Source organism: Thioalkalivibrio sp. ALE22 (genome assembly GCF_000381445.1).
GTDB lineage: Bacteria > Pseudomonadota > Gammaproteobacteria > Ectothiorhodospirales > Ectothiorhodospiraceae > Thioalkalivibrio.
Genome location: NZ_KB906515.1, coordinates 1 through 13,150 on the forward strand (window position 1 = coordinate 1; position 13,150 = coordinate 13,150).

14 protein-coding genes are annotated in these 13,150 nt (G+C 70.8%); 2 read left to right on the forward strand and 12 right to left on the reverse strand.

Annotation, left to right across the window (positions count from 1 at the left end; translation table 11 throughout):
• Positions 1-258: 258 nt before the first annotated feature.
• The 12 genes from F793_RS0112845 to F793_RS0112900 all read right to left on the reverse strand — a co-directional run bounded on the left by F793_RS0112845 (position 259) and on the right by F793_RS0112900 (position 10,718).
• Positions 259-987, reverse strand: a complete 729-nt coding sequence (locus F793_RS0112845; RefSeq protein WP_018882463.1) for a glycosyltransferase family 2 protein — start codon at positions 985-987, stop codon at positions 259-261.
• Positions 988-994: 7 nt separating this feature from the next.
• Positions 995-1,717: a 3-oxoacyl-ACP reductase FabG gene (gene fabG / locus F793_RS0112850; RefSeq protein ID WP_018882462.1), complete on the reverse strand. Its 723-nt coding sequence runs from the start codon at positions 1,715-1,717 to the stop codon at positions 995-997.
• Positions 1,714-2,175, reverse strand: a complete 462-nt coding sequence (locus F793_RS0112855) for a hypothetical protein (protein WP_018865753.1) — start codon at positions 2,173-2,175, stop codon at positions 1,714-1,716. The genes fabG and F793_RS0112855 overlap by 4 nt, the downstream gene beginning before the upstream one ends.
• Before the next feature lie 31 nt (positions 2,176-2,206).
• Positions 2,207-2,986, reverse strand: coding sequence for a beta-ketoacyl synthase chain length factor (locus F793_RS0112860; protein ID WP_018879925.1), 780 nt, complete (start codon positions 2,984-2,986; stop codon positions 2,207-2,209).
• The gene (locus F793_RS0112865) at positions 2,983-4,170 is read right to left on the reverse strand and encodes a beta-ketoacyl-ACP synthase (RefSeq protein WP_018878775.1); all 1,188 of its coding nucleotides are present in this window, start codon (positions 4,168-4,170) and stop codon (positions 2,983-2,985) included. The genes F793_RS0112860 and F793_RS0112865 overlap by 4 nt, the downstream gene beginning before the upstream one ends.
• A 69-nt stretch (positions 4,171-4,239) precedes the next feature.
• Positions 4,240-6,624: an MMPL family transporter gene (locus F793_RS0112870; RefSeq protein ID WP_018882461.1), complete on the reverse strand. Its 2,385-nt coding sequence runs from the start codon at positions 6,622-6,624 to the stop codon at positions 4,240-4,242.
• A gap of 14 nt (positions 6,625-6,638) precedes the next feature.
• On the reverse strand, positions 6,639-7,184 hold the full coding sequence (locus F793_RS0112875) for a LolA-related protein (RefSeq protein ID WP_038028317.1): 546 nt from the start codon (positions 7,182-7,184) through the stop codon (positions 6,639-6,641).
• Positions 7,185-7,242: 58 nt separating this feature from the next.
• Positions 7,243-8,142: a lipid A biosynthesis acyltransferase gene (locus F793_RS0112880; protein ID WP_018865748.1), complete on the reverse strand. Its 900-nt coding sequence runs from the start codon at positions 8,140-8,142 to the stop codon at positions 7,243-7,245.
• The gene (locus tag F793_RS0112885) at positions 8,139-8,474 is read right to left on the reverse strand and encodes a hypothetical protein (protein ID WP_026279161.1); all 336 of its coding nucleotides are present in this window, start codon (positions 8,472-8,474) and stop codon (positions 8,139-8,141) included. Before F793_RS0112885 ends, F793_RS0112880 begins: the two co-directional genes overlap by 4 nt.
• A 14-nt stretch (positions 8,475-8,488) precedes the next feature.
• A complete protein-coding gene (locus F793_RS0112890; RefSeq protein WP_018882460.1) occupies positions 8,489-9,817 on the reverse strand; it encodes an AMP-binding protein in 1,329 nt (442 codons plus the stop codon).
• Between the two features lie 17 nt (positions 9,818-9,834).
• Positions 9,835-10,449, reverse strand: a complete 615-nt coding sequence (locus F793_RS0112895; RefSeq protein ID WP_018876115.1) for a hypothetical protein — start codon at positions 10,447-10,449, stop codon at positions 9,835-9,837.
• Complete coding sequence (locus F793_RS0112900; RefSeq protein ID WP_026279160.1) at positions 10,446-10,718, reverse strand: phosphopantetheine-binding protein; 273 nt, start codon at positions 10,716-10,718, stop codon at positions 10,446-10,448. Before F793_RS0112900 ends, F793_RS0112895 begins: the two co-directional genes overlap by 4 nt.
• Positions 10,719-10,891: 173 nt before the next feature.
• On the opposite strand from F793_RS0112900, the gene F793_RS0112905 reads away from it, so the two are divergent.
• Entirely contained in the window at positions 10,892-12,250 is a 1,359-nt protein-coding gene (locus tag F793_RS0112905; protein WP_018882459.1) for an NAD(P)/FAD-dependent oxidoreductase, read from the forward strand.
• 10 nt (positions 12,251-12,260) lie between these two features.
• On the forward strand, positions 12,261-12,932 hold the full coding sequence (locus F793_RS0112910) for a YdcF family protein (protein ID WP_018882458.1): 672 nt from the start codon (positions 12,261-12,263) through the stop codon (positions 12,930-12,932).
• The last annotated feature ends 218 nt before the right edge of the window (positions 12,933-13,150 follow it).

The following is a 13,150-nucleotide window of genomic DNA, read 5'->3' on the forward strand; positions in this document are numbered from 1 at the left end:
GTCCGCGCTCGAGTCGCTTTTGCGTGCGAACAAGGCGCGGTGACTGCCGTGCAGTCATTCTGCACAAGGGAACCGCAACGCCGTTCCCACGCAAAAGCGGCCGAGCCCCTGCTTTCAATGGCTTGTGGGGTTGGTGCCCCCTGTTCCCCGATCCTGCGTTGCGCCGCTTGCGGGTAGAACCACTACCCGCTGCACGACGCGCCTTGTCTCGGAAAACAGGGGGCACCAACGCGGACGTGCGATTCAATCAGCGTCTCCCTAACGGCGGATCACGCCCAGCGAACGCAGCAGCCCCAGCGGGCGCATTCCACGGCGCAGCAGGTGGCCGGCAACCATGGCGATGATCCGCAGGGTATCCGCGGTCGGCCGGTAGTGGCTGGGGCGGTGGTTTTCCGGGTAGATGCAGCGTACCGGGACCACCCGTGCCGGGAATCCCAGCCGTTCGGCGACGATCAGGGCCTCGCTCTCGAACACGAAGCCGCGGGCCCGGTGGTGGGCCAGGTCCAGGCGCCGCAGCAGGGCGGCCGGGTAGAGGCGGAAGCCGGATTGGGAGTCCCGCAGCGGCTGCCCGGAGGCCCAGGCAATCCAGAAGTCGGCCATGCGGTTGCCGAACAGGCGCAGCGGCGGGGTGTGCTCGCGGCCCTTGAGGCGTGCGCCCAGGACCAGCCGGTTCGGCGTCTCGTGCCACGCGGCGACCAGCGCGGGGATCTCGGTAGTGTCGTGCTGGCCGTCGGCATCCAGGGTCACCACCGCCTCGGCGCCGGTGGCCAGGGCATGCTGCATCCCGGCCCACAGGGCGCTGGCCTTGCCACTGTTCTCGTCCATGCGCAGGACTTCGGCCTGATCCTCGATCAGGCGGGCGGTGGCGTCATCGGATCCGTCGTCCACTACGATCACCCGGTCCACCTGCGCGCGGGCGCCGGCCACCACCGCTTCGATGGTGGCCGCCTCGTTGTGGGCGGGGATCAGGGCGACGACCGTGCTCATGGAGGCGTCAGGCGACGGCGCCGTTGACACCGATCACCTGGCCGGAGACGTAACTGGCTGCGTCGCTGGCCAGGAAGCCGACCACGGCCGCGACTTCCTCGGGCCGGCCGGCGCGGCGCATCGGCACCAGATTGCGGATATGTTCGGCATCGAAGCTGCCCTCGCTCATGGGGCTCTCGATGATGCCGGGGGCGACCGCGTTGGCGGTAATGCCGCGCGAGGCGACCTCCTGGGCCAACGAGCGGATGGCGCCGTGCAGGCCGGCCTTGGCCGCCGCGTAATTGGTCTGGCCGCGATTGCCGATCTGCCCGGCTACCGAGGAGATCGCGATCACCCGGCCCCAGCGGGTGGTGATCATCGGCAGCAGCAGCGGCTGGGTCACGTTGTAGAAGCCGTTGAGGCCGACATCGATCGGGCGGTCCCATTGTTCGCGGCGCATCCCGGCCAGTGGCGCGTCGTCGTGGATGCCGGCGTTGTGGACGAGGATCTGTACCGGCTGCTCGGCCGCGAGGGGTTCCAGCGTCTCGCGGCAGGCCCCCTCGTCGGTGATGTCGAATACCAGCACCCGGGCCTGGCCGCCATCGGCCCGGATGGCATCGGCGGTCGCCTCGGCCGCGGCGGCGTTGCGATGGGCATGCAGGATGACCTCGTGGCCGGCCATGGCCAGGGCGTGGCCGATGGCGGCGCCGATGGCGCCACTGCCGCCGGTAATCAGGGCGCGTGCAGTCACGGGCTGTCCTCGTCGTCGGCGGGTTGCAGGATGACGGTCGCGCGGGCGCTCAGCACCGGCTGTGCGCCCGCGCTTACGCGCAGGTCGTAGATGGAGCTGTTGCGGTCCGACAGGATGCAGTCCGCGTGGATCTCCAGTGCCGCTCCCAGGCTGTCGAGGCGACGGGTCTGCAGCTGCAGATCCCGCACCGCCGCCAGATAGCCGGCGCGCGCCGGCCCGGCATCGGCCAGCAGGGCGCCGTGCACGGCCATGCCCTGGGCGCCGTATTCCAGCGCCGCCAGGGCATGCAGCCCAGCCTCGCCGCGCAGCGGGTTGGCCGGGTCGCGGTGGCTTTCGGCACGGCAATGGATGGTGGTGTCGGACCAGGCCTCCACCGTATCCAGCAGACACATTGCGCCGGCATGCGGCAGCAGCCGGCAGATGGCCTCGTGATCCAGGGTCTCGGGTCGGGATGACATGCGCGGGATCTTCCTGATCCGGGCGGATGGTTCAGGGCCCGACCCGGATGTTCAGGGACCGGCCCAGCGGCGCCTCAAGCGTAACATTTCCGGGCGTGCCCCGGACCAGCCGTTCCAGCAGGGGCAGGGCGCGCGCGGCCGGATTGCTCGCGCGCAGCGCCTCCAGGTCATCACTGTGGCAGGGGTCGGCCGCGGCCGGCCCTCCGAGGTCGAGCTGCAGCTGCCAGGGTGCGCCGTCCACCGGGCCCAGGCGCAGGGCCACGGCAAAGGGGTGATGGATGGGCCGCACGTGGATGAAGCTGTCCATGGACGGCACGTCGTAGCAGGCCAGCAGGACGTCGCCGCCCTCGTCCAGCTGCAGTGTCGCGGCCTCCAGCAGCCCCGCGGCCAGGCTGGCGTTGTAGCCGGACAGCGCCGTGGCCGGCGCCGGGTTGCGGGTCGCGATCGACCAGTTGCCGGCCGGGGCATTGTGCACCGAGTTGTGAAACTGCACCGGCGACACTACCGGCTCCGGCTGGGTCAGGGCATCGCAGATGCGGTCGATGATGTCCATGTCGCCGGAGGATGACGCGAACACGCTGCGCAGCCGGCTGCGATCGGCCCCTTCGGTGGCCTCTTCCGCGACCTTCAGGGCGAGGCGGATGGTGGCGGTGGTGCGTCGGCGCTCGTTGGCCGGAAGCAGCCCGGGCGGAGGGACGTGGACCTCGCGGCTCGCCAGCGGGGTCTCGCCGGCCAGCACGGGGCGGGCACTGTCGAAGTCGTCCAGTCCCGGGCCCAGCAGCCCCACGGCATGGAGTCCAATGGCCTTCATGGCGCGGCCTCCAGCAGCAGGCTGCAGTTGTTGCCGCCAAAGCCGAAGGCATTCACCAGTACCCGTTGTACCGGGCGCGGTTCCGCCTCGCCGCGGGCCTCGAGGTCCAGTTGCGGATCCAGCATCTTCAGGCCGGCCGTGGGTGGCACAAAGCCGCCGTCCAGACTGGCCAGGGCCTGGGCCACGCCCACCGCGCCGGCGGCGCCCAGGGTGTGTCCGGTCAGACCCTTGGTGCCTACGGCGCGCGGGCGCGGTCCCAGGCTGCGCACCAGGGCGCGGGCCTCGGCGCCGTCGTTGGCCGGGGTTGCGGTGGCATGCATCAGCACGTAGTCGATCTCGTCGCCCCGACGTCCGCCGCGCTCCAGCGCCTGTTGCAAGGCGGTCGCGGCCCCCAGGCCCTCAGGGTGCGGGGCGGACATGTGGTGGGCGTCGCTGGATTCGCCGTGACCGGTCAGCCGTGGTCCCGTGGTATCCGGCGAGGGGCGTTCCAGCAGGAAGAAGCCGGCGGCCTCGCCGATCGAGATCCCGGCGCGGTCACGGTCCAGCGGGGTGCAGGGCTGCGCGGCCACCAGTTGCAGGGCATTGAAGCCATACAGCGTCATGCCGCACAGGCTGTCGACACCGCCGACCACGGCCGCGTCGCAAAGCCCCGCGGCCATGTAGCGACGGGCATCGGCGAAGACCTTGGCGCTGGACGAGCAGGCGGTGGAGACCACCAGGGCCGGCCCCGACAGGCCGAAGCGGGTGGCGACGAAATCGGCCAGCGAGAACATGTTCTGGGTGTGCTGGTAGTCGTAATCCGGGGGCAGGGCCCCGGTCTGCGGGTCGCGCCGGTGGTAGGCGGCCTCGGTGGCGGCGATGCCCGAGGTGCTGGTGCCCAGCAGCACGGCCACCCGGTCGGCGCCGTAGCGCGCAACGGCGGCCGCCACCGCGTCGGCGAAGCCATCCTGGCGCAGGCCCAGTTCGGCGAGCTGGTTGTTGCGGCACTGAAACGGGGCGAGCTCGCCTTCCAGGGTGATGGCCTCCACGCCGGGCACGCGGCCGATGTGGGTGTCCAGACTCACGCTTTCCAGATCGCAGGGGCGCAGCCCGCTGACCCCGTTGCGCAGGGCCTCGGCGTTGGCGGCGATCCCGGTTCCGGCAGCGCTTGTCAGGGTGTGGGCGGTGATGACCAGTGGGTCCATGGGGCGTGTTCTGTGGATAGTGGCCGGAGGCGATTCCGGGTGGATGGGTGTCAGGCGGCCTCGCCTGGATCAGCGTTTTCCTGGGTTGACCTCGGGCGCCAGCAGGGCCGCCGCGAGGAAGGAAAATACCACGCCCAGCACCACCGTGAGGCCCAGGGCCTGCAGGACCGGAAGGCTGGAAAGGGCCAGCAGCCCGAACACCACCAGGGTCGACAGCGCGCAGACGCCGACCGAGCGCAGGTTGCGCAGGCGCGCCGCGGCATCCCGCAGGGGGCGGCTGAAGAACACCGCGTAGTCCAGACACAGCCCGGCGATCAGCAGCAGCGCGATCAGGTGGAACAGCGACAGCCGGACGCCCAGCAGGATCAGTGCGGCCAGGGTCAGCAGCAAGCCGGTGCCGACGGCCGTCAGGATGCGCAGGCTGCGCCCCGGGGCCCGAGTGGCGACCAGCAGCAAGAGCGCGACGGCCACCAGACCCAGCGCCAGGCGCTGCAGGGCCTCGTCGCGGAAGCCGATGACCAGTTCCTCGGAGGCCCGGAAGAAATCGATGTGGTGCACGCCTGCGCCGTTCCCCTCCCGTTCCGACAGGTCGGCCCGCGGGATGTCCGCGGCCCAGCGCGCCAGGGCCTCGTCATCCCGGACCCCTTGCAGGCGGACCCAGGCGGTCCAGCCCTGGCCGTCCTCGTGTGGCTGAAGCAGGGGGTCGAGCGCGTTGCGCAGGGGGCCGTCCGGCAGGGTCTCCGGGGCCAGAAGTGCCTGCTCGCGAGCCGCCGAGATGTCCTCCACAAAGGGTGCGAAGGCCCCCTCGCGGAACCCGAGATCCGCGCTCGCCGCTGCCAGGCGTTCGCGCAGGTCATCGGGGTGCGGCAGCGCGGCCTGGCGTTGTTGCTGGCGCTGCCGGCTTGGCAGTACCTCGGCGGGGTGGCCGAAGCCGTCCACGAGCCCGGACGCGCGCAGGGCTTCCAGCTCCGGGACCAGGGCCTCGCTGGCGCGCAGGGCTCGTTCCGCGGAGTCGGCAGTGATCAGCAGGGCGTGGCGGACGTCCGGTAGCCCCAGTGCGCCCCGCAGCTCCTGGTCCAGCGTGACCTGCTCCTCCGGCACCGGGTGCAGCGCGGACAGGCGGTCTTCCCACGGAAAGGGATCGGCGCTCGCCACCACGGCGACCGCGGCCAGGGCCAGCAGGGCGACGCCCCAGCGGGCCAGCGCCGGGGGGTGCGCGAGCGCGACCGGGACCGGCAGCCTCGGAGCCGGCAGGCCCTCGCGCTGCAACCGGGCGGGAACCAGGACCGGCAGGACCCAGCGGGTGGTCACGGCGGCCACGGCCACTCCGGTCAGTACGAAGAGCCCCAGCTGCGCCATGCCGGAGAAGCCGGTGAGGGCCATCAGGGCAAACACCAGCACGGTGCTGCCAGCGCCCAGGGCGATCACGGGCCCCAGTTCGCGCGCGGCCTGCGCCAGGCGTGCGTCCCCGAGGTGCGGGCTGTCGCGCCGCTGCGCATGGGCGAACAGGTGCAAGGGGTAGTCCAGGGCGATCCCCAGCACGGTGATGCCGAAGGCCAGCGCGATCCCGTGCAGGTGCCCGAAGACCGTAGTGACCACCGCCGCCGCGATCAGGATGCCGCTCGCCAGCGGTACGGCCGCCAGCCAGACCGGATGCGGGTGGCGGAACACTGCCAGCAGCAGGAGGGCCAGGGCGATACTGGCGCCGGTGGTGATCCAGGTGACCTCGCCTCGGATGGTGGCCCGCGATTCCACCGCGATGACCGCCGGGCCGGCGATCTGCAGGCGCAGCTCCGGCGGGTCGAGGTCGGCGAAGGCGGTGCGCGTGCGTTCGATCAGGGCCGCCTGGGCGTCCAGGTCCATGCCGTCGGCGGTGCTGCGCAGCACCAGCAGCGTCCGTTCACGATCGGGGGTCACCCAGACCCCGTCCGGCCCGGTCGTTGCCCGGCCGCCGGTGGTGGCGAGCTGCTCCAGAACGACCCGAGTCTCGGCGGTGGGGTCGCGCGGGATCAGTTCCCGGGGCAGCTCCGGGACGGCGCTGGAGAGGTCATCGCGGCGCGCCTGCAGGTGTTCGCGCAGGGCATCCTGGCTGAAGGCATCGGCATGGATCTGCGGGCTCAGCAGGTAGCGATGTTCGATCAGGAATTCCAGGGCCGGGTCGTCGGGGTCCAGGCGGCCGTTGTGGACGCCCGCCACGTCCGGGACATCCTCCAGAGCGGCGACCAGGGCATCGCTGGCCGCGGCCCGATCGCGCGCCTCGCCCCCGGCGATCGCCAGCAGCAGCATACGTCCGGCCGGGCCGGCCCCGGGATCCAGCACGATGCCGTCGGCGCTGATCGGGTCCGGGGCAAAGCCCTGCAGGTCGGTAACCAGTTCGCCGCGCAGGGCCAGCGTGAGCGTGGCCAGCGTGAGCGCGGCCAGCCACAGGCCCAGGGCGATGCGGGACGGGCACATCAATCAGTGTTTCCCTAGTCCGCGTACTGCGGCGGCTCGAAGCGCATGTGGCTTTGGTGTCCGCCGGACTCGACCGTGATCAGTTCGCGTAGTTCGTCGCCGGCGCCGGTCAGGGTCAGTTCGGGGACCATGCGGCGCAGGGCGCGGTCCCGTGGGACGAGCTCCAGGGTCCAGGCCTCCATGTCGCCCGTCAGCTCGATCTCGAAATCGGCCTCCAGTTGCTCGCGGTCGCCGTTCAGCAGGGCGCGGAACAGGCCGGTCAGGGTGGCCAGGGCGGGCTGTTCGTTCAGGTCGATCTCGCGGCTGGAGCCACGCCGTTCCAGGGTGAGGGTGTCGCCCTCGATGTGCACGGTCTCGCCCCGCGGGCCGTCGACCTGGCGGGTAAGGGTATCGGGGGGCTCGAAGGCCAGCGAGCCCGAACGTATCTCCGGGAACTCCAGCATCGGATCGTCGCGGCGCTCCTCGAACGCGAGGGTCGCTGCCCGCTCGGTGGTCAGGGCTTCCAGCAATGCGCCGAGGGTGTCGTTGGCCAGGGCCGATACAGGGGCGAGAAGACCCAAGGCCAGGATCAGCGTGATGCCGGACTGGCGGATACGCGGGCCAAGGCCGTGGCCTCGCCTATTTGGATGCATCGTCCCAGAAGTCATAGAAATTGAACCAGTTGTAGGGGGCTTCGCGTACCCGCGCCGCGAGGCGGTCGGCATAGCGCTGTACCCACTGGGCCAGGATCTCGTCACGCTGCCCGCGCGGGGCGTCGAGGGTCTCGGCGAAGGGTTCGAAGACGATATCGTAGCGGTTGCCGCCGCGATAGAGCCCGAAGCACAGGATCACCGGGACCTTGAGTACCGCGGCCAGCAGCAACGGCCCCTGGGGGAACAGCGCGGTGTCGCCGAGGAAGTCGCAGGCGACCATCTTGTCGCTCTCGGCGACGCGGTCGCCCAGGGTGGCGATCAGTTCCCCGCGATCCAGGCATTCGCGGGCCTGGATCAAGGTCTCGGTACGCCCCAGCGGGATCACCGACGCGGCCACTTCGGGATTCAGCGCCTCCAGGACCTGGGTGATGCTCTGATTGTGGTCGCTGTACATCAGGACCCGCACCGGGAAGTCGTACTTGCCCACCGCCAGGGCGCGCAGGGCCTCGAAGCTGCCGAGGTGCGCGCCCAGCAGGATCGCGCCGCGGCCGCTGTCCACGTGTTCGAGGAAGGTCTCGCGGTTGTGGACCCGGATATCGAGGCAGGCATCCTGCCCGGCGAGCAGGAAGACCCGGTCGAGGATCACTGCGGCGAAGCTGTGCAGGTGGCGCGCCAGGTCCGCCAGCCGCGGCTCGCGCTGCAGCGCCCGGCGCAGGTAATTGCGACTGTGCCGCCGCGACTGCGGCGCGAACAGCAGGAAATACGCGGTGATCGGGTACAGCAGCGCGCGGCTGGCCCGGCGCCCGAGATTGAGGGCCACCCACAGGATGATGCGCAGGGCCAGCGGCGAGCCCCGTTCCGCCTGCTGGAACCAGGCGCGGCTCATGGATCCGGGGTGTCGTGGAGCGTGACCAGCTGGCCGGAACAGAAGGTGACCGGCGGATCGCCCTCGGCGGCCACGACGCGAAACCCCTGCCGCCCGCCACGACCGGGCGGGTCGATCTCGATGCGAAACGCGGCCTCCGGTGTCAGCGGCGCGAGGAACTTGACCTGCGGGAGGGCCGCGACCGGTCCGAGACCGTGGGCCCGCGCGACCGCTGCCACCTGATCGAGGATTACCACGCCGGGGACCACCGGGTGGCCGGGAAAATGCCCGGGCAGGGACGGGTGCTCGGCCCCGATGCGGCGGATGGTGGACTGGACGGCCGGCGGTTGCATGGGGCGGCGCGCCGTCAGGCGCACTGGCCGTGGTGGGCGAGCAGGTCCAGCAGGACCTGACGCGGCAGCTTGCCGGTGGCCGAGCGCGGCAGGTGGTCAACCCGCACCAGTGGGCGCGGCAGGAACAGCGGGTCCATGCAGTCGGCCAGTGCTGCCTGGATCTCGGCCTCGCTGCGTTTCGGGGCGACCACCAGGGCCGCCAGGCGGGTGACGCCGTGCGTGTCCGATTCGGGATCCGGCGGGATGAAGACGCCGTCGAGCACCCCGGGGATGGCATTCAGACGCCGGTTCAAATCGGCCAGCGAGGCGCGCTTGCCGGCGATATTCAGTTGATCGGCGAGACGGCCTTCCATGCGGAAAAGGCGCGTGTCCTGCACCTCGATATGGTCCGGAAGCGGCACCGGCGCGGGGTGTTGCGGGCCCCGGACCCACGCGCGCCCGGTGTCTCCGGGATGGATCTCCACCCCGGGATAGGTGGTCCAGGCGGACTCGCGGGTCGTGCGGCGCGTGGCGATGGCCCCCGCCTCGGTGCAGCCGTAGATCTCGTCGAGGGGGCAGCCGAAGACCCGCTCGGCCCGGGCGGCGGTATCCGGGGACAGCGGCGCAGTGGCGCAGAGGATGCGGGTCGGTGACGGCCATTCGAGGCCGGCGCGCAGGCAGGCCTTCAGGTGGAAGGGCGTGGTCACCAGCACCGCCGGGGCGCTGTCGGCCAGCGCCGTGCGCACGTCCTCGGGGTAGAACGGGCGCCCGGCCAGCAGCGTGGTGTGCCCCAGCAGGGCATACAGCACGGTCGATTCCAGGCCGTACATATGCTGTGGCGGTACCGTGCCGACCAGGGTGGGGCCGGGGTGGCCCGCCAGGTCGAGGGCCTCCAGGGCCTGGGCGGTGACCGCATGCAGGGCCGTCCAGCTGCGGGCGTGCGCCGTGGGCGTGCCGGTACTGCCGGAGGAGAACGCCAGGACGGCGGTCTGCTCGCCAGGGATCGCGGGCACGGGGCCCACGGCCTCGCCCGCCTCGCCGCGGGCGGCGACGCGCAGGACCGGGATGGCGATCTCGGCGTCCGGGCCGTCCACCAGGGCGATGGCATCCGGATACTGGCCGGCGATCTCGGCCAGGGTCGTGCGGCCGCGGTTGGGCGGCAGCAGGTTGGTCTGACCCCGCAGCAGGATCGCGGCAAAGGCGACCGCGAAGTGGTAGCGGTCCTGGCACAGATTGAAGGCCGCGCGGGCCGGCGGCAGTTGCGCGGCCAGCGCCTGCACGTCGGCGAGGAACGCCGCGCGCGAGACCCGGCGATCCCCGATCCGGGCCAGCGGTTCCGGGGCTTCGGCGATCAGCGGCCGCATGTCCGTTGTCGGGTCCGTCACGGGTGCCTCAGCATCCGGTGGTGATCGACCCGCGCGAGCTCGATCAGGTAGGCCAGGAAACCGCTGCGCGGCTCGTCGCGCAGCAGCCAGAGGCGCAGCGGGTACTCCAGCAGGAACAGGCTGGCCAGCAGCAGGTAGTTGATTCCGTTGGCGAACAGCGCCCAGGTCGTTGCGGAGGCGAACAATGCCAGCCAGGCGGAGACCAGGGCGAGGACACCGCACAGCAGCGCCCAGGCGATGGTCAGATTGCGCGTGTAGCGATGCACCGCGGGGGTGTCGGAGGCGCCCATGGCCAGGGCGTAGCGGGTGATCAGCGGCGTGGAGCCGGGGCGCAGCGAGCGCGCGAACAGCCACGCCAGCAGCCCCATGATCAGGACCGGGATGGTGTACAGCAGCCAGGTTCCGGCGCCAAGGGTCAGTAACAGGGCGACGGCGGCGGCCTGCGCCAGGAACAGCGCGGCCCGCCCGGCGGGCCCCAGGGCCCCCCAGCTCGCCACCAGGATCAGCACGGCCAGGATCGCCAGCGGCAGCAAGGGGACCTCGAAGGCCACGCCGAGCACGACCGCGACCGGATAGCACAGGGCCACGCTGGCGGCGAGCGGGGTGTTCACGACGCGGCTCGGTTCGCCTCGATGTGGGCGCTCAGGGCGCGCAGGGATGCAAAGATCTGGCGGTTGTTCTCGTCGTCGGAACGGATCTGGACGCCGTAGGCGCGCGAGATCGCCAGGGCCAGTTCCAGGGCGTCGATGGAGTCCAGACCCAGCCCGTCGCGGAACAGGGCGTCTTCCGGCTCGATCTCCCCCGCCGTCACGTCCTCCAGATTGAGACTGTCGACGATCAGTTGGGCGACTTCCTGTTCGAACGCTGTTTGCGATGCCACGTGTTCCCCCGGGGTGTCGTGATGTGCGGTTTTGTGACCGCCCGCGAACTTCCACTTCGCGTGGCGGTCACCCTGCTGGGCGCCGATGATACCCACACCTTGGGGGTCGTGGTACCCTCGCGACCGGTTCGGGTCGCCGTTTTGGGCGCCCGGATGGCCAGTGGAGACAGCATTTGAAACAAGCGGTAGAGAACGCGGGAACGGACGGTCGCTGTCAGGTACTGGTCATTGGCGGCGGTCCGGCCGGTTCCACCGTTGCCTCCCGGCTGGCGCAGAAGGGTCGCGACGTGGTGCTGCTGGAGAAGGCCCGGCATCCGCGTTTCCACATCGGCGAATCCCTGCTGCCGATGAACATGCCGCTGTTCGAGGAGCTGGGGATTGCCGACGCGGTCGCGACCCTCGGCATCCCCAAGCACGGGGCCGAATTCACCATCCCCGAGGCGCCCGATGCGCCGCGCACCTACTACTTCGAACGTGCCCTGAACGAAGATACCCCCGCCTCGGCCTACGAGGTGCGGCGTTCGGAGTTCGATCACCTGCTGCTGGAGAACAGCGCGCGCCTGGGGGTCCGGGTGCTGGAGGAGGTGACGGTCTCGGATGCGGCCCTGGCCGACCCGGCGAACGGCGGGACCCAGCAGGTGACCGCGCGCGACGCGGCCGGGAACACGCTGGAGTTCGAGGCCGACTTCGTGGTCGATGCCTCCGGGCGCGATACCTTCCTGGCGCGCCGCCTCGATCTGAAGACGCGCAACGCGGAGCACAACAGCGCGGCCATCTTCGGCCACTTCAATAATGTGCCGCGGCGTCCCGGGCGGGATGCCGGCAACATCAGTATCTACTGGTTCCAGCATGGCTGGATCTGGATGATCCCGCTGCGTGACGGTGCGATGAGCGTGGGCGCGGTGTGCTTTCCGGAATACCTGAAGACGCGCAGGACCAAGCCGGAGGCGTTCCTGTGGGAGACGCTGAAGCTGTGTCCCCCGGCGTTCGAGCGCATGCAGGGCGCGGAACTGGCCGGTCCGGTGAATGCCACCGGCAATTTCTCCTACCGCTCGCGTCAGGCCCACGGGCCGGGCTACCTGCTGGTGGGCGATGCCTTTACCTTTGTCGACCCGGTGTTCTCCAGCGGGGTCTATATCGCGATGTCGGGGGGATTTCGCGCCGCGGACGCGGTGGACCGCTGCCTCGCGCGTCCGGCGCGCGCCGGGCGCTACCTGCGGGCGTTCGAGCGCGACGTTCGCCGGGGCGTGCGCCGCTTCTCCTGGCTGATCTACCGCTTCAACAGCCCGGTGATGCGCAAGCTGTTCATGGGGCCGCGCAACACCCTGGGCATGGAGCAGGCGGTGATCTCCCTGCTGGCCGGCGATGTCTACCGCAACACCCGCGTGCAGTGGTCGCTGCGCGCCTTCAAGGCCGTGTACTACACCCAGATGGCGCTGAATCTGCCACGGGCCCTGCACTTCTGGGCGCGGCGCCGGCGCAACGCGCGGCTGCGTTTCACCGGCGGCACGACCCCCGAAGACGAGGCCTGAGCGGACTCGCGTGGGTGCGGCACGGGTCGGACTGGGGCGCATCGGCGCGGATGGCCTGGCGACCTTCGCGCTGTCGAACCTGATCATCCTGGCAACCGGCGGCCTCTCCTGGCTGCTGCTGTGGACCCATGCCCTGCGCTGGTCGCGACGGCTTCGCTGCCCCGGAAGGGGCCGCTGCATCCTCGTGCTGGGGCAGCAACTGGAGGCCGGGGCGCCAGGTCCGGGGTACCGTCTGCGCCTGTTGCGCGCGGTGCGGCTGGCGCGGCGCAACCCCGAGGCCCGGATCCTCGTGCTGGGCGGGCAGACGTCCCCGCAGGGCCCGACCGAGGCCGCCGCGGGCGCCGCATTTCTGCGCCGCCACGGCATTGCGGCCGAGCGTATCCAGACGGAGGATGCCTCCCGGCACACCCTGGAGAACCTGCGCAACGCGCGTGACCTGCTGGCGCGGGAGCCGCATGACGACGCGCCGCTGGTGCTGATTACCAGCCGCTTCCATCTCGCCCGGTCGGCGGCGATGGCGCGTGGCATGGGGTTGCGCATCTGCCCCTGTCCGGCCGAGCTGGGCTCGCGGGTGTCCGCGGCCCGGCTGGCACGGGAGGCCTGGATGCTGCACTGGTACCACGTGGGCCGCGGCTTTGCCCGCCTCATCCGCCACCGCGGCATGCTCGAACGCATCAGCTGAGTTGTTCACCACGAAGCGCACGAAGGCACGAAGAAAACCGGAAAAACATCTACAGGAAGATGGGAAGACGGGAAGGGTTTACGGTGGTTGGCCTAGCTGTGCAGCGGGCTGCGCCCAAGGCGGTGGCATCTGGACAGCGCCTTTAGTCCCTGTTCGTTCTTCCGGTCTTCCCGACTTCCTGTTAAACGCCCTTCGCCCTTGACCTTCTTCGTGTCTTC

Excerpts from the sequence above, each read along its gene's own strand:
- F793_RS0112855 (WP_018865753.1), bottom strand. The coding sequence starts at position 2,175 with ATGTCATCCCGACCCGAGACCCTGGATCACGAGGCCATCTGCCGGCTG.
- F793_RS0112870 (WP_018882461.1), bottom strand. The coding sequence starts at position 6,624 with ATGTGCCCGTCCCGCATCGCCCTGGGCCTGTGGCTGGCCGCGCTCACG.
- F793_RS0112860 (WP_018879925.1), bottom strand. The coding sequence starts at position 2,986 with ATGAAGGCCATTGGACTCCATGCCGTGGGGCTGCTGGGCCCGGGACTG.
- F793_RS0112865 (WP_018878775.1), bottom strand. The coding sequence starts at position 4,170 with ATGGACCCACTGGTCATCACCGCCCACACCCTGACAAGCGCTGCCGGA.
- F793_RS0112885 (WP_026279161.1), bottom strand. The coding sequence starts at position 8,474 with ATGCAACCGCCGGCCGTCCAGTCCACCATCCGCCGCATCGGGGCCGAG.
- F793_RS0112890 (WP_018882460.1), bottom strand. The coding sequence starts at position 9,817 with ATGCGGCCGCTGATCGCCGAAGCCCCGGAACCGCTGGCCCGGATCGGG.
- F793_RS0112845 (WP_018882463.1), bottom strand. The coding sequence starts at position 987 with ATGAGCACGGTCGTCGCCCTGATCCCCGCCCACAACGAGGCGGCCACC.
- F793_RS0112880 (WP_018865748.1), bottom strand. The coding sequence starts at position 8,142 with ATGAGCCGCGCCTGGTTCCAGCAGGCGGAACGGGGCTCGCCGCTGGCC.